The organism is Pseudomonas sp. P7779, assembly GCF_013386315.1.
Lineage (GTDB): Bacteria > Pseudomonadota > Gammaproteobacteria > Pseudomonadales > Pseudomonadaceae > Aquipseudomonas.
On record NZ_JACARZ010000056.1, the window covers coordinates 13,485 to 29,063 of the forward strand.

At 58.9% G+C, this 15,579-nt stretch carries 13 protein-coding genes; 11 read left to right on the forward strand and 2 right to left on the reverse strand.

Annotation, left to right across the window (positions count from 1 at the left end):
* Positions 1-45: 45 nt before the first annotated feature.
* The gene (locus tag HX869_RS16910; protein ID WP_003219334.1) at positions 46-2,748 is read right to left on the reverse strand and encodes a [protein-PII] uridylyltransferase; all 2,703 of its coding nucleotides are present in this window, start codon (positions 2,746-2,748) and stop codon (positions 46-48) included.
* A gap of 61 nt (positions 2,749-2,809) precedes the next feature.
* A complete protein-coding gene (gene map, locus HX869_RS16915; RefSeq protein ID WP_003219332.1) occupies positions 2,810-3,592 on the reverse strand; it encodes a type I methionyl aminopeptidase in 783 nt (260 codons plus the stop codon).
* A gap of 385 nt (positions 3,593-3,977) precedes the next feature.
* Here map and rpsB point away from each other — a divergent pair, with 385 nt between their 5' ends.
* The 11 genes from rpsB to lpxD all read left to right on the forward strand — a co-directional run bounded on the left by rpsB (position 3,978) and on the right by lpxD (position 15,522).
* Positions 3,978-4,715, forward strand: coding sequence for a 30S ribosomal protein S2 (rpsB, locus tag HX869_RS16920; protein WP_003219330.1), 738 nt, complete (start codon positions 3,978-3,980; stop codon positions 4,713-4,715).
* A 192-nt stretch (positions 4,716-4,907) separates the two neighbouring features.
* Positions 4,908-5,771 (forward strand): translation elongation factor Ts, encoded by an 864-nt coding sequence (tsf, locus tag HX869_RS16925; protein WP_008432237.1) that lies wholly within the window; start codon positions 4,908-4,910, stop codon positions 5,769-5,771.
* Positions 5,772-5,982: 211 nt separating this feature from the next.
* Positions 5,983-6,726 (forward strand): UMP kinase, encoded by a 744-nt coding sequence (gene pyrH / locus HX869_RS16930; RefSeq protein ID WP_003219327.1) that lies wholly within the window; start codon positions 5,983-5,985, stop codon positions 6,724-6,726.
* Complete coding sequence (gene frr, locus HX869_RS16935; RefSeq protein WP_003219325.1) at positions 6,723-7,280, forward strand: ribosome recycling factor; 558 nt, start codon at positions 6,723-6,725, stop codon at positions 7,278-7,280. The genes pyrH and frr overlap by 4 nt, the downstream gene beginning before the upstream one ends.
* A gap of 17 nt (positions 7,281-7,297) precedes the next feature.
* On the forward strand, positions 7,298-8,053 hold the full coding sequence (uppS, locus tag HX869_RS16940; RefSeq protein ID WP_003219323.1) for a polyprenyl diphosphate synthase: 756 nt from the start codon (positions 7,298-7,300) through the stop codon (positions 8,051-8,053).
* Positions 8,053-8,859, forward strand: coding sequence for a phosphatidate cytidylyltransferase (locus HX869_RS16945; RefSeq protein WP_177022984.1), 807 nt, complete (start codon positions 8,053-8,055; stop codon positions 8,857-8,859). The genes uppS and HX869_RS16945 overlap by 1 nt, the downstream gene beginning before the upstream one ends.
* Entirely contained in the window at positions 8,856-10,046 is a 1,191-nt protein-coding gene (gene ispC, locus HX869_RS16950) for a 1-deoxy-D-xylulose-5-phosphate reductoisomerase (RefSeq protein WP_087694925.1), read from the forward strand. Before HX869_RS16945 ends, ispC begins: the two co-directional genes overlap by 4 nt.
* Positions 10,047-10,099: 53 nt before the next feature.
* Positions 10,100-11,452, forward strand: coding sequence for a sigma E protease regulator RseP (rseP, locus tag HX869_RS16955; protein WP_008432227.1), 1,353 nt, complete (start codon positions 10,100-10,102; stop codon positions 11,450-11,452).
* 74 nt (positions 11,453-11,526) lie between these two features.
* On the forward strand, positions 11,527-13,914 hold the full coding sequence (gene bamA / locus HX869_RS16960; protein WP_008432225.1) for an outer membrane protein assembly factor BamA: 2,388 nt from the start codon (positions 11,527-11,529) through the stop codon (positions 13,912-13,914).
* 45 nt (positions 13,915-13,959) lie between these two features.
* Positions 13,960-14,463 (forward strand): OmpH family outer membrane protein, encoded by a 504-nt coding sequence (locus HX869_RS16965; RefSeq protein ID WP_003219314.1) that lies wholly within the window; start codon positions 13,960-13,962, stop codon positions 14,461-14,463.
* Between the two features lie 3 nt (positions 14,464-14,466).
* Entirely contained in the window at positions 14,467-15,522 is a 1,056-nt protein-coding gene (gene lpxD / locus HX869_RS16970; protein ID WP_008432224.1) for a UDP-3-O-(3-hydroxymyristoyl)glucosamine N-acyltransferase, read from the forward strand.
* The last annotated feature ends 57 nt before the right edge of the window (positions 15,523-15,579 follow it).

Genomic DNA, 15,579 nt, shown 5'->3' on the forward strand with positions numbered 1-15,579 from the left:
GATAAATCTCGTTCAATTCATTGGAAGCTGAAAATGGGCGGTCGGTCAGATGCTCAAGCGTGACATCTCGACGCCGGTCTCCTGATTGACGCTCAACTGCTGGACGATGGCTTCCTGCAAGCGTCGGCACAGTTCAGGGTCGGAAAGCGGCTGGTTGTCGGCATCGGTAATGAAGAACACGTCTTCCACCCGCTCGCCCAGGGTCGCAATCTTGGCGTTCTGCAACGACAGGTCGAACTCCAGGAAGATCGTGCCGATCCGTGCCAGCAGGCCCGGGCGGTCCGGCGCGCTGAGTTCCAGCACCGTCACCGGGCGCTGGGCGTCGTTGTGGATGGTCACCTCGGGGGCAAAAGCAAAGTGCTTGAGCTGGCGCGGCACCCGACGCTGGATGATGGTCGGGTAGTCGTCAGGATTGCGCAGCGCGTCGGTGAGGCCTTTGCGGATCTTTTTCACCCGCTCCGGGTTGTCGCCGATGGACTCGCCTTCTGTGTCGAGCACGATGTAGGTGTCGAGGGTGAACTGGCTGCTGGAGGTGATGACCCGGGCGTCGTGAATGTTCAGGTTGAGCTGGTCCATCGCCGCCACGGTCACGGCGAAGAAGTCGTGCTGGTCGGGCGCGTAGATGAAGATCTGGGTGCCACCCTCGAACTCGCGCTGGGTGGTTTCCTTGATCAGCACCAGTGGGCCGCCATCGGCCGGCTGCTGCAGGATCGCGTCGCTGTGCCAGGCCACGTCGCCGGCGGTGTGGCGCAGGAAGTAGTCGTCTCCCAGTTGCGACCAGAGTTGCTCGACGTCGTCCGGGTCATTGCCGCCACGCACCAGAATATCCAGGGCCGCGCTTTGGGTGCGGCGGATCTGTTCTTCGCGGTCCACCGGGTTCTCGAGGCCGCGACGCAGCGCGCGCTTGGTCTCGGTGTAGAGCTGGCGCAACAGGCTGGCGCGCCAGGAGTTCCACAGCGTCGGGTTGGTGGCGTTGATGTCGGACACGGTGAGCACGTACAGGTAGTCGAGGCGGGTTTCATCGCCGACGGCCTGGGCAAAATCGTGGATCACCTGCGGGTCGGACAAGTCCTTGCGCTGGGCGGTGGTGGACATCACCAGGTGGTTCTGCACCAGCCACACGATCAGGCGGCTGTCCCACAGCGGCAACTGGTGACGCTGGCAGAACGCTTCGGCGTCCACTGCGCCAATTTCCGAGTGATCACCATGCCGGCCCTTGCCGATGTCGTGGTACAGGCCGGCGAGGTAGATCAATTCCGGCTTGGGCAGACGCGCCATGAGCTTGCTGGCCAGCGGGAATTTCTCTGACACCTGGGTGTACTGCAACTTACGCAGGTGCTTGATCAGGTTCAGGGTGTGGGCGTCCACCGTGTAGATGTGGAACAGGTCGTGCTGCATCTGCCCGACGATAAAACCGAACTCCGGCAGGTAGCGCCCCAGGATCCCGTAGCGGTTCATGCGCCGCAGGTTGCGGTGGATGCCGATCTTGCACTTGAACAGCTCGATAAACAGGCTGGTATTGCGGATGTCGTGGCGGAAATCGTCGTCGATCAGGTGACGGTTTTCCCGCAGCAGGCGAATGGTGTCGGCGCGTACGCCCTTGATTTCCGGCTGCTGGGCCATCAACACGAAGATTTCCAGCATGGCGAACGGCGTGCGTTTGAACACGTTGTCGTTGCGTGCCTCGATATAGCCATCGTGGAGCTGGAAGCGCGCGTTGATCGGCTGCGGCGGTGCTTCGTCTTCCGGGGCCAGGATCACTTCTTCGAAGTGCTGGATGATCAGGTCGCTGAGCTGGGCAATGCTCATCACCACGCGGTAGTACTGCTGCATGAAACTTTCGATGCTGGTCTTCGCGTCTTCGCCTTCAAACCCCAGCAGGGTGGCGATGGAGCGCTGGTGGTCGAACAGCAGGCGGTCCTCGGAGCGCCCGGCCAGCATGTGCAGCGCGTAGCGCACTTTCCAGAGGAATTCCTGGGAGGAGGCCAGCAGGGCGTTTTCGCTCTCCACCAGGAAGCCTTCCCCGGCCAGGGCGCGCAGGTTCAGGGTGCCGTACTGGCGACGGGCGACCCACAAAATCGTCTGGATGTCCCGCAGCCCGCCCGGTGAGCCTTTGACGTTGGGTTCCAGGTTGTATTCGGTGTCGTTGTACTTGTGGTGCCGGGCTTTCTGCTCGGCACGCTTGGCCAGGAAGAAGTCCTTGCTTGGCCACATGTGCGCGGTGCTGGTGACTTCCAGCATGCGCTGGCGCAGGCGCTCGGGGCCGGCGATGGTGCGGCTTTCCATCAGGTTGGTGATCACCGTCAGGTCGGCGCGGGCTTCCTGGGCACACTCGTCCACCGAGCGTACGCTTTGGCCGACTTCCAGGCCGATGTCCCACAACAGCGTCAGAAAACGCTCGATGGAGTCGCGAAAGATCTCGTGATCGGCGCTGTCCAGCAAGATCAGCAGGTCGATGTCGGAGTAGGGGTGCAGTTCGCCACGGCCGTAGCCGCCGACCGCCACCAGGGCGATATCGGCGTCTTCACTCCAGCTGAACTGTTCCCAGGCCTTTTGCAGGATGTTGTCGACGAACCAGGCGCGGTCCTCGATCAGCCGGCGGATATCGCGGCCGGTACGAAAGCGCCCGTCGAGCACCTCGCGGGCCTGACGAATGGCCTTCTTGAAGGCGGCGATGGGGCTGGCCTTCAGTGCCAGTTCCGCCTGGAACTGGCCACGGTCGAAGAGTTCGGGATCCACCTGGGGCATCGATCGGTTTTCCTTTCTATCTATGGGTCACAGCGTCGCTATTAGAAAACCGGTGCAAACATTACGCCGAAACGCGGGGAATCGTGTCGTCGGCACGCAGGGTGAAGATCTCGTAGCCGGTGTCGGTCACCAGCAGGGTGTGTTCCCACTGCGCCGAGAGCTTGCGGTCCTTGGTGATGGCGGTCCAGCCGTCGCCCAGCACCTTGGTGTCGGCCTTGCCCTGGTTGATCATCGGCTCGATGGTGAAGGTCATGCCTGCCTTGAGTTCCATGCCGGTGCCGGCGCGGCCGTAGTGCAGGATCTGTGGCTCTTCGTGGAACACCTTGCCGATGCCGTGGCCGCAGAACTCGCGCACCACCGAGAAGCCGTTCTTTTCAGCGTGCTTCTGGATGATTTCACCGATGTCGCCCAGGCGGCAGCCAGGCTTGACGATCTCGATGGCCTTGTACATGCATTCCTGGGTGACTTGCGACAGGCGCTCGGCCCAGACTGGCACGGTGCCGACGTGGAACATGCGGCTGGTGTCGCCGTGGTAGCCGTCCTTGATGACGGTGACGTCGATGTTCAGGGTGTCGCCGTCCTTCAACGGCTTGTCGCCGGGAATCCCGTGGCACACCACGTGGTTGATCGAGGTGCAGATCGACTTGGGGAAACCCTTGTAGTTCAGCGGCGCAGGGATGGCCTTTTGCACGTCGACGATATAGTCGTGGCAAATGCGGTCCAGCGCTTCGGTGGTGACGCCGGGCTTGACGTGTTCGGCAATCATTTCCAGGACGTCGGCAGCCAGTTTGCCGGCAACACGCATGCCAGCGATATCTTCGGCGGTTTTGAGGGTGACGGTCATACAGGCTCTCTCTAGCGCGACGCGCTGAAATCAATACGGTTTACGGGTGTGCGACAAAAGGTTGCAGAATTCGCACAAGCCCAAAAAACGCGATTCTAGCAGACGCAAGGGTGAAACCATGAGCGTCTGGCGATCGCTTCTGTCTATAAGGATGGGGGCATTCTGGCTCTATTCAAAGGCTTAGGCAAAAGCGACTGACGGCAAATGTGATTGCGGGTTTCGTTTTTGCAAGCTCTGTGGTATAAAATGCGCCGCTTTCCGGGGATACCCCGCAAAGCTTAAATCCACACACGTGTCGACACGATGACCTGGGTGCCGGAGGCGAATGCCGCTGGTTGGTCATTGGGATACGTGGAGGCCAAACCCGACTTATTAAGGAACTATCATGTCCCAAGTCAACATGCGCGATATGCTGAAGGCCGGTGTGCACTTCGGTCACCAGACCCGTTACTGGAACCCGAAAATGGGTAAATACATTTTCGGCGCGCGTAACAAGATCCACATCATCAACCTTGAAAAAACCCTGCCAATGTTCAACGAAGCTCTGACTTTCGTAGAGCGCCTGGCCCAGGGCAAAAACAAGATTCTGTTCGTCGGCACCAAGCGTTCCGCTGGCAAGATCGTTGCTGAAGAAGCAGCACGTTGCGGTTCGCCGTACGTCGATCACCGCTGGTTGGGCGGCATGCTGACCAACTTCAAAACCATCCGTGCTTCCATCAAGCGTCTGCGTGACCTTGAAGTGCAAGCCGAAGACGGTACTTTCGCCAAGCTGACCAAGAAAGAGGCGCTGATGCGCACTCGCGACCTGGAAAAGCTCGATCGTTCCCTGGGTGGTATCAAGGACATGGGCGGTCTGCCTGACGCACTGTTCGTTATCGACGTTGATCACGAGCGCATCGCGATCACCGAAGCCAACAAGCTGGGCATCCCGGTTATCGGCGTAGTCGATACCAACAGCAGCCCGGAAGGCGTTGACTACATCATCCCAGGCAACGATGACGCAATCCGCGCTATCCAGCTGTACATGGGTTCGATGGCTGACGCTGTAATCCGTGGTCGCAACCACGTTGCTGGCGGTACCGAGCAGTTCGTTGAAGAAGCTCCGGTAGCTGCAGCTGAGTAACTGACGCCTTGGCGTTGACTCAGTAAGCAAAAAGGGGGCTTGGCCCCCTTTTTGCCACCTCGAAAACCATTTGTCGGCAGCGCAGCTACAACATTTGTAACGTGCAGCGGCCTACAAGGGTGGTTCGGGAAGAATTGATCGCCCGTTCAATCGGGTGGAATGGTTGAAAACCTATCCAAGAGGATTTTGAAAATGGCAGAGATTACTGCAGCGTTGGTTAAAGAACTGCGTGAGCGTACCGGCGAAGGCATGATGGATTGCAAAAAGGCCTTGACCAAGGCCGGCGGCGACATCGAAAAAGCCATTGATGACATGCGTGCTTCGGGCGCCATCAAGGCTGCCAAGAAAGCAGGCAACGTCGCTGCTGAAGGCGCCATCGCAATCAAGGAAGACGGCAAATCGGCCGTTATCCTGGAAGTTAACTCGCAGACCGACTTCCTGGCCCTGCAAGACGACTTCAAGAACTTCGTCGCTGCCAGCGTTGAAAAAGCATTCGCTGACAAGCTGACCGACGCCGCTCCGCTGATCGAAGCTCAAGAAGCTGATCGTCTGGTTCTGGTGGGTAAAGTAGGCGAGAACGTTAACATTCGTCGCCTGACCCGCGTTGAAGGTGACGTTGTGGGTGCTTACCTGCACGGCAACAAGATCGGTGTTGTGGTTGCCCTGAAAGGCGGCAACGTTGAACTGGCCAAAGACATCGCTATGCACGTAGCGGCCAGCAACCCTGAATTCCTGCTGCCATCGGAAGTTTCTGCTGAAGCCATCGAACGCGAGAAAGCCGTGTTCCTGCAGCTGAACGAAGAGAAAATCAAAGGCAAGCCTGAAAACATCGTTGAAAACATGGTCAAGGGCCGTATCAGCAAGTTCCTGGCTGAGGCTTCCCTGGTTGAGCAGGCGTTCGTCAAGAACCCTGAAATCAAGGTTGGCGAATTGGCCAAGAAAGCCGGTGCTGAAATCGTTTCCTTCACCTACTACAAAGTAGGCGACGGCATCGAGAAGCCGGTCGACAACTTCGCTGAAGAAGTTGCTGCCCAGCTGGCTGCCACCAAGAAGTAAGACAGTTTTTAACTGTCGCCCAAAAGAGGCTGCCCGCTTACGCGCGCAGCCTCTTTTCAAATGGGGTGATCGATTTTTATTGGTTTCCCTTTGGAACTGGCTTACAAAGCCGTGTTCCGATGGCGCTGTGACAGCGTCAAGCTAGAGTGAACGCAGGCCGTAAACGGCTTGCCAAGAATTTTCAAAAAATACGCCGCAGGAGAGATTCGCAATGGCTCAGCAGGGCAGTGGTCATCAGGCTCGCTATAAACGCATTCTACTCAAGCTTAGCGGCGAGGCCCTGATGGGCTCGGAAGAGTTTGGGATCGATCCCAAAGTACTCGATCGCATGGCGCTGGAAGTCGGCCAACTGGTCGGTATCGGTGTCCAGGTCGGTCTGGTGATCGGCGGCGGCAACCTGTTCCGTGGCGCGGCACTCAGCGCTGCCGGCATGGATCGGGTGACAGGCGACCACATGGGCATGCTGGCCACTGTGATGAACGCCCTGGCCATGCGTGATGCGCTGGAGCGCGCCAATATCACCGCGATCGTGATGTCGGCTATTTCCATGGTTGGCGTAACGGATCACTATGATCGTCGCAAGGCCATGCGTCACCTGGATGCCAAGGAAGTCGTGATTTTTGCGGCCGGTACCGGCAACCCATTCTTTACCACCGATTCGGCAGCTTGCCTGCGTGGTATCGAGATCAACGCGGACGTGGTGCTCAAGGCCACCAAGGTTGACGGTGTCTACACTGCAGACCCATTCAAAGACCCGCATGCCGAGAAGTTCGATCATCTGACTTATGATGAAGTACTGGATCGCAAGCTGGGCGTGATGGACCTGACGGCAATTTGCTTGTGCCGCGACCACAAGATGCCGCTGCGCGTATTTAACATGAACAAGCCCGGCGCCCTGCTGAACATCGTACACGGCGGCGCGGAAGGGACTCTGATCGAGGAAATCGAACAATGATCAACGAAATCAAAAAAGACGCTCAAGAGCGCATGCAAAAATCCCTGGAATCCCTGAACCATGCGTTTGGCCAGATTCGTACCGGCAAGGCCCACCCAAGCATCCTGGGTAGCGTGATGGTGCCTTACTACGGCGCTGATACCTCGATCACCCAAGTGGCCAACATCACTGTAAAAGATTCGCGCACCCTGCAAGTCGTTGCTTTCGAGCGCAACATGCTCGGCGCCGTCGACAAGGCCATCCAGAGCGCCGGTTTGAACCTCAATCCGACCAACCTGGGCGAATTGCTGCTGATCTCCATGCCTGCCCTGACCGAAGAAACCCGCAAGGGCTTCACCAAGCAGGCGCGCAGTGCAGCGGAAGACGCACGTGTTGCCGTGCGCAACATCCGTCGTGATGCCTTGGGTGACCTGAAGAAGCTGGTCAAGGACAAGGAAATCAGCGAAGACGAAGAGCGCCGTGCCGTTGCTGATATCGACAAGCTGACTAAAGATGCCGAGGCCCAGATCACCAAGGCCACGGAAGATAAAGAAAAGGACCTGATGGCCGTATAAGGGGTCAGGACGCCTTCATGGAAAAGACCAAGCAGACTGTGCCCTCCGTGGTGCCGCGCCATGTCGCGATCATCATGGACGGGAATAATCGCTGGGCGAAGAAGCGCTTTATGCCGGGCGTTGCCGGGCATAAGGCGGGTGTCGACGCTGTACGAGCCGTGATTGAGGTGTGCGCCGAGGCCAAGGTCGAAGTATTGACCCTGTTCGCGTTCTCCAGTGAAAACTGGCAGCGCCCGGCCGAGGAGGTCAGTGCCTTGATGGACCTGTTCTTCAAGGCCCTGCGCCGCGAGGCCAAGCGCCTGAACGAGAACAACATCAGCCTGCGTATCATCGGTGACCGTTCGCGGTTTCATCCGGAGCTGCAGGCGGCCATGCGCGAAGCCGAGGCGATCACTGCCGGCAGCAACCGTTTTGTGCTGCAGATCGCAGCCAACTACGGCGGCCAGTGGGATATTGCCCAGGCCGCGCAGCGTCTAGCGCGGGAAGTGCAGGCCGGCCATCTGCGCCCGGAAGACATCACCCCCGAACTCTTGCAAACCTGCCTGGTGACCGGCGACCTGCCGTTGCCGGACCTGTGCATTCGTACCGGTGGCGACCATCGCATCAGCAACTTCCTGTTGTGGCAGTTGGCCTATACCGAACTGTACTTCTCCGACCTGTTCTGGCCGGACTTCAAACACGATGCCATGCGCAATGCGCTGGCCGATTTCGCTTCCCGTCAGCGTCGCTTCGGTAAAACGAGCGAGCAGATCGAAGCTGGAGCCCGGGTTTAATGCTTAAACAACGAATCATCACGGCGCTGATCCTGCTGCCTATTGCCCTGTGCGGGTTTTTCCTGCTTGAAGGTGCGAACTTCGCGCTGTTCATCGGCCTGGTTGTGACCCTGGGTGCCTGGGAATGGGCGCGCCTGGCGGGTTTCGCCGCGCAGTTGCCTCGTGTGATGTATGCCGCTGTCGTGGCGTTGTTGATGTTCCTGATGTACATCCTGCCGGACGTGGCGCCCTGGGTGCTGGGTGCGGCGGTGTTGTGGTGGGCGTTGGCGACCTATCTGGTGCTGACCTATCCGGGCACCAGCAGTCACTGGTCCAGTGTTGCCTGCAAGCTGGTGATTGGCCTTTTGATTCTGTTGCCTGCCTGGCAGGGCCTGGTCTACATCAAGCACATGCAACTGGGTAACTGGCTGATCATGGCGGTGATGGTTCTGGTGTGGGGTGCCGATATCGGCGCCTATTTCTCCGGGCGTGCCTTCGGCAAGCGCAAGCTGGCGCCGGCGGTCAGTCCGGGCAAAAGCTGGGAAGGCGTGTATGGCGGCCTGGCGTTGACCCTGGTGATTACCGTGGTGGTCGGTGTGGTGCGTGGCTGGACCGTCAAGGAAATGCTACTGGGCCTGGTGGGCGCAGCCGTGGTGGTGTTCATCTCGGTGGTCGGTGACCTGACCGAAAGCATGTTCAAGCGCCAGGCCGGGATCAAGGACAGCAGTAACCTGCTGCCGGGTCACGGTGGCGTGCTGGACCGTATCGACAGCCTGACTGCCGCGATCCCGATCTTTGCCGTATTGCTGTGGATGGCTGCCTCGTGAGCCGCCTGCAACAGGTAACCGTGCTGGGCGCTACCGGCTCGGTGGGGCTAAGCACCCTGGATGTGATTGCCCGTCATCCCGAGCGTTATCAAGTATTCGCCTTGACCGGTTTCAGTCGCCTGAGTGAACTGCTGGCACTGTGTGTGCGGCACGCGCCGCAATACGCAGTAGTGCCCGAAGCGGCAGTTGCACGTGGTTTGCAGGATGACTTGCGCGCTGCGGGCCTGGCGACTCAGGTATTGGTGGGGGAGGAGGGGTTGTGCCAGGTTTCGGCAGACCCTGAGGTCGACACCGTGGTTGCGGCGATTGTCGGCGCTGCCGGCTTGCGCCCGACCCTGGCGGCCGTTGATGCGGGCAAGAAGATTCTGCTGGCCAACAAAGAAGCCCTGGTGATGTCCGGGGCACTCTTCATGCAGGCGGTGCGCAAGAGCGGCGCCGTGCTGTTGCCGCTCGACAGCGAGCACAACGCGATTTTCCAATGCATGCCGGGTGATTTCGCCCGCGGGTTGAGCCAGGTCGGCGTGCGCCGGATTCTGCTGACAGCCTCCGGTGGCCCGTTCCGGCAGACGCCGCTGGCCGATCTGGAACATGTTTCTCCCGATCAGGCGTGCGCTCACCCGAACTGGTCCATGGGGCGCAAGATCTCGGTGGATTCAGCGAGCATGATGAACAAGGGCCTGGAGCTGATTGAGGCCTGCTGGTTGTTCGATGCCCGGCCGGACCAGGTCGAGGTGGTGATCCACCCGCAAAGTGTGATTCATTCCCTGGTGGACTATGTGGATGGCTCGGTATTGGCCCAACTGGGCAATCCGGACATGCGTACGCCGATCGCCAATGCCCTGGCATGGCCTGAGCGGATTGACTCGGGTGTTGCGCCGCTGGATCTGTTTGCCATTGCCCGTCTGGACTTCGAAGCGCCCGACGAGCAACGCTTCCCTTGCCTGCGTCTTGCGCGGCAAGCTGCGGAGGCGGGTAACAGTGCCCCGGCGATGCTGAATGCGGCCAATGAAGTGGCTGTGGCGGCGTTTCTGGACCGGCGCATCCGCTTTCCGCAGATCGCGGGTATCATCGAGGACGTTTTGAGCCTTGAGCCCGTCGTCCCGGTGAATGATCTGGGCGCGGTGTTCGAAGCGGATGCAAAGGCCCGGGCCTTGACCGAGCAGTGGTTGAGCCGCAATACGCGTTAGCCTCTGGGTGTGTTCAAGCCTTCAGGCACTGGATTGAAATGCGGAGAAATTAGATGAGTGCGCTCTACATGATTGTCGGCACCCTGGTTGCTCTGGGTGTGCTGGTTACCTTCCACGAGTTCGGCCATTTCTGGGTCGCGCGTCGTTGCGGCGTCAAGGTACTGCGCTTTTCCGTAGGCTTCGGCATGCCGTTGCTGCGCTGGCACGACCGTCGTGGCACCGAGTTCGTAATTGCGGCCATTCCATTGGGCGGCTACGTCAAGATGCTCGACGAGCGCGAAGGCGAAGTGCCGGCTGATCAGTTGGATCAATCCTTCAACCGCAAGACCGTTCGTCAGCGCATCGCCATCGTCGCGGCAGGCCCGATCGCGAATTTCCTGTTGGCGATGGTGTTCTTCTGGGTCCTGGCCATGTTGGGTAGCCAGCAGGTGCGTCCGGTGATCGGTGCCGTCGAGGCCGACAGCATGGCGGCGAAGGCCGGCCTGACTGCCGGGCAAGAAATTGTTGCAGTTGATGGCGAGCCAACCACCGGCTGGGGTGCCGTCAATTTGCAGTTGGTGCGTCGCCTGGGTGAAAGCGGCATCGTAAAACTGGTGGTGCGCGATCAGGATTCCACCACCGAAACCTCGCGCGAGCTGGCCCTGGACCACTGGCTGAAAGGCTCCGATGAGCCTGACCCGATCAAATCCCTGGGCATTCGCCCATGGCGTCCGGCCTTGCCGCCGGTGCTGGCGGAGCTGGATCCGAAGGGGCCGGCCCAGGCCGCGGGTCTGAAAACCGGTGATCGCCTGCTGGCCCTCGATGGCCAGGCGCTGAGTGACTGGCAGCAGGTGGTCGACCTAGTGCGTGTACGCCCTGATACCAAAATTGTGCTGAAAGTTGAGCGCGATGGTGCTCAAATCGACGTCCCTGTGACCCTGGCGGTTCGTGGGGAAGCCAAGGCGGCCGGGGGTTACCTGGGGGCCGGCGTCAAAGGTGTCGATTGGCCACCTTCGATGGTTCGAGAGGTCAGCTTCGGGCCGTTGGCAGCGATTGGCGAGGGTGCGAGACGCACCTGGACCATGAGTGTGCTGACCCTCGATTCCCTCAAGAAAATGTTGTTCGGCGAGCTCTCGGTAAAAAACTTGAGTGGACCGATAACCATTGCTAAAGTGGCGGGCGCTTCTGCCCAGTCGGGCGTTGTAGATTTCCTGAATTTCCTGGCTTATCTGAGTATTAGCCTTGGGGTTCTGAATTTGTTGCCCATTCCAGTATTGGATGGGGGGCATCTGTTGTTTTATCTGGTCGAGTGGGCGCGTGGTCGCCCCTTGTCGGATCGGGTGCAGGGTTGGGGGATACAGATCGGTATCAGTTTGGTGGTCGGGGTGATGTTATTAGCCCTGGTCAACGATCTGGGACGACTGTAACGCTTCGCTGAATTGCGAATCTGCCGCATTTTGCGGCAGTTTGTTTATTGCCAGTTGGAATAAGAAAGGACTTCATGAAACGTCTGCTGCTAACTGCGGTTCTCACCGTATTGATGATCGCCGAAGTTCACGCCGAGTCCTTCACCATCTCCGATATTCGCGTCAACGGCCTCCAGCGGGTTTCCGCGGGTAGCGTCTTTGGTGCCTTGCCGTTGAACGTCGGGGAACAGGCTGATGACCGTCGCCTGGTGGAATCCACTCGTGCGCTGTTCAAAACCGGGTTCTTTCAAGATATCCAACTGGGTCGCGAAGGTAACGTCCTCGTCATTACTGTCGTCGAGCGACCTTCTGTCGCCAGTATCGAGATCGAAGGCAACAAGGCGATCTCCACTGAAGACTTGATGAAAGGCCTCAAGCAATCCGGCCTTGCCGAAGGCGAGATCTTCCAGCGTGCCACCCTCGAAGGCGTGCGTAACGAACTGCAACGCCAGTACGTTGCCCAGGGTCGTTACTCGGCTACCGTCGAGACCGAAGTGGTGCCGCAACCGCGTAACCGCGTCGGCCTGAAGGTCAACATCAACGAAGGCACCGTGGCGGCCATCCAGCACATCAACGTGGTGGGTAACACCAAGTTTGCTGATGACGACCTGATCGACCTGTTCGAACTCAAGACCACCAACTGGCTGTCGTTCTTCAAGAACGATGACAAGTATGCCCGTGAAAAACTCTCCGGTGACCTGGAGCGCCTGCGTTCCTACTACCTGGACCGCGGCTATATCAACATGGATATCGCTTCGACCCAGGTGTCCATCACCCCGGACAAGAAGCACGTCTATATCACTGTCAACGTCAACGAAGGCGAGAAGTACAAGGTTCGTGACGTCAAGCTCAGCGGCGACTTGAAAGTGCCTGAAGACCAGGTCAAGTCCCTGTTGCTGGTGCAGAAGGACCAGGTGTTCTCGCGCAAGCTGATGACCACCACCTCCGAGCTGATCACCCGTCGCCTGGGTAACGAAGGCTATACCTTCGCCAACGTCAACGGCGTACCGACCCCGCACGACGAAGACCACACCGTGGACATCACCTTCGTTGTAGACCCGGGCAAGCGTGCCTACGTGAACCGCATCAACTTCCGTGGCAACACCAAGTCTGCCGACGAAGTGCTGCGCCGCGAAATGCGTCAGATGGAAGGTGGCTGGGCGTCGACTTACCTGATCGACCAGTCCAAGGTTCGCCTCGAGCGCCTGGGCTTCTTTAAGGAAGTCAACGTTGAAACCCCGGCTGTACCGGGTGTGGATGACCAGGTTGACGTGAACTACGCCGTAGAAGAGCAAGCCTCCGGTTCGATTACCGCCAGTGTCGGTTTCGCCCAGAGTGCCGGCCTGATCCTCGGTGGTTCGATCACCCAGAACAACTTCCTCGGTACCGGTAACAAGGTTTCCATCGGCCTGACCCGAAGCGAATACCAGAGCCGCTATAACTTCGGTTATGTCGACCCCTACTGGACTGCTGACGGCGTGAGCCTGGGCTACAACGCCTTCTATCGCACAACCGACTACAAAGACCTCGACGTTGACGTTGCAAGCTATGCAATCGACAGCTTCGGTGTTGGTGCCAACATTGGTTACCCGATCAGTGAGACCTCGCGTCTGACCTTCGGCCTGACCGCGCAGCAGGACAAGATCAAGACCGGTGTGTACACCGTGGATGAGATCTTCAACTTCGTGCGTAAAGAAGGCGACCAGTTCCTGAACTTCAAGGCTTCGGCCGGTTGGTCGGAATCGACCCTGAACAAAGGCGTACTCGCGACCCGCGGCCATTCCCAGAGCCTGACCCTGGAAGCCACCACGCCGGGCAGCGACCTGTCGTTCTTCAAACTCGACTACCGTGGCCAGTTGTTCCAGCCTTTGAGCGAAAACTACACCATGCGCCTGCACACCGAGCTGGGTTATGGCGACGGTTACGGTTCGACCAGCGGCTTGCCGTTCTATGAGAACTACTATGCGGGTGGTTTCAACTCGGTACGTGGTTTCAAGGACAGCACCTTGGGTCCTCGTGGTACCCCAAGCCGTGGCGTGGGTGTGACCGGTAACCAGGGGACTGTGGCTGACTCGGACAACGACCCGCTGCCATTCGGTGGTAACGTGCTGATCCAGGGTGGTGCTGAGATTCTGTTCCCGCTGCCATTCGTTAAAGATCAACGTTCCCTGCGTACTTCGGTCTTCTGGGATGTGGGTAACGTATTCGACTCCAAGTGCGAACAGGTCACCAACCCGAATGGCTCGAAGTCCAACACGCAGTGCAACGACGTGAGCTTCAGCAACCTGGCAAGCTCTGTCGGTGTCGGTGTGACCTGGGTTACCGCGCTTGGCCCATTGAGCTTTGCTCTGGCCATGCCGGTCAAGAAACCGGATAACGCTGAAACCCAGATTTTCCAATTCTCCCTCGGCCAGACGTTCTAAGCGTCTGACCCAAGATAACGACAACGGATTCTGTAGGAGTGCATCGTGCGTAAGTTGACTCAATTGGTTCTCCTGGCGACTGTCCTGGTAGCGACCCCGGCCTTTGCCGAAATGAAAATTGCCGTTCTGAACTATCAGATGGCGCTGCTGGAATCCGATGCGGCCAAGAAATATGCCGTAGATGCCGAGAAGAAATTCGGTCCTCAACTGACCAAGCTCAAGACGCTGGAAAGCAGCGCCAAGGGCATCCAGGATCGTCTGGTAGCCGGTGGCGACAAGATGCAGCAAGGCGAGCGCGAGCGTCTGGAGCTTGAATTCAAGCAAAAGGCCCGTGACTACCAGTTCCAGTCCAAGGAACTGAACGAAGCCAAGGCTGTTGCCGACCGCGAAATGCTCAAGCAGCTGAAGCCGAAACTCGACAGCGCTGTGGAAGAAGTCATCAAGAAAGGTGCCTTTGACCTGGTATTCGAACGCGGTGCAGTCATCGACGTTAAACCTCAGTACGACATCACCCGTCAGGTGATCGAGCGCATGAATCAGCTGAAGTAAGCCATGACTGCGACTATCAAGCTCGGCCAATTGGCCGAGTTCCTGGGAGCCACCTTGCGTGGCTCCGCGGAGAAGGAAATCACTGGGCTAGCCACCTTGCAGGAGGCTGGCCCAGCTCAGTTGAGCTTCCTGGCAAACCCCCAATACCGTAAATACCTGGGCGAAAGCCGCGCCGCAGCCGTGCTGCTGAAGGCCGCTGACGCCGAAGGTTTTGCCGGGGACGCGCTGGTTGTTGCCGATCCGTACCTGGCGTATGCCCGGGTGTCGCACCTGTTCGATCCGAAACCCAAGGCCCCCGCCGGTATCCATCCGACGGCGGTGATCGCCGATGACGCTCAGGTTGACCCTGCCGCGAGCATCGGTGCTTTTGTGGTGATTGAAAGCGGTGCACGCATCGGGGCGGGTGTAACGCTGGGTGCCCAGTGTTTTATCGGCGCGCGCAGCGAGATTGGTGCCGGTGGCTGGCTGGCTCCGCGTGTGACCCTGTACCACGATGTGCGTATCGGTGAGCGTGTGGTGATTCAGTCCGGTGCCGTGATTGGCGGCGAGGGCTTCGGCTTCGCCAACTCGAAGGGTGTCTGGCACAAGATTGCCCAAGTGGGCGGCGTGTTGATCGGCGATGACGTTGAAATTGGCGTCAACACTGCCGTTGACCGCGGGGCCCTGGCCGATACCGTCATTGGTAACGGCGTGAAGCTGGATAACCAGATTCAGATCGCCCACAACGTGCAGATTGGCGATCACACCGCCATGGCCGCCTGCGTGGGGATCTCCGGCAGCACCAGGATCGGCAAGCATTGCATGCTCGCCGGGGGTGTTGGCCTGGTGGGCCATATCGAAGTGTGCGACAACGTATTCATCACCGGCATGACCATGGTGACCCATTCGATTACCGAGCCTGGGTCCTACTCATCCGGTACGGCCATGCAGCCTGCGGCCGAATGGCGCAAGAGCGCGGCGCGTCTGAGGCAGCTCGACGATATCGCTCGGCGCCTGAAACATCTGGAAAAGCGTGTTGGGGACGTGACCCCTGACGGTAATGCTTCATCAGATGGCTGATACCATTTCCATATCAAGTGTGCACAGCCGCTAGACTGCCTCCTTGATTTGCTAGAG

Coding starts and splice junctions, on each gene's coding strand:
- HX869_RS16945 (WP_177022984.1), top strand. CDS start 8,053: ATGCTTAAACAACGAATCATCACGGCGCTGATCCTGCTGCCTATTGCC.
- uppS (WP_003219323.1), top strand. CDS start 7,298: ATGGAAAAGACCAAGCAGACTGTGCCCTCCGTGGTGCCGCGCCATGTC.
- lpxD (WP_008432224.1), top strand. CDS start 14,467: ATGACTGCGACTATCAAGCTCGGCCAATTGGCCGAGTTCCTGGGAGCC.
- bamA (WP_008432225.1), top strand. CDS start 11,527: ATGAAACGTCTGCTGCTAACTGCGGTTCTCACCGTATTGATGATCGCC.
- map (WP_003219332.1), bottom strand. CDS start 3,592: ATGACCGTCACCCTCAAAACCGCCGAAGATATCGCTGGCATGCGTGTT.
- frr (WP_003219325.1), top strand. CDS start 6,723: ATGATCAACGAAATCAAAAAAGACGCTCAAGAGCGCATGCAAAAATCC.
- tsf (WP_008432237.1), top strand. CDS start 4,908: ATGGCAGAGATTACTGCAGCGTTGGTTAAAGAACTGCGTGAGCGTACC.
- rpsB (WP_003219330.1), top strand. CDS start 3,978: ATGTCCCAAGTCAACATGCGCGATATGCTGAAGGCCGGTGTGCACTTC.
- rseP (WP_008432227.1), top strand. CDS start 10,100: ATGAGTGCGCTCTACATGATTGTCGGCACCCTGGTTGCTCTGGGTGTG.
- pyrH (WP_003219327.1), top strand. CDS start 5,983: ATGGCTCAGCAGGGCAGTGGTCATCAGGCTCGCTATAAACGCATTCTA.
- HX869_RS16910 (WP_003219334.1), bottom strand. CDS start 2,748: ATGCCCCAGGTGGATCCCGAACTCTTCGACCGTGGCCAGTTCCAGGCG.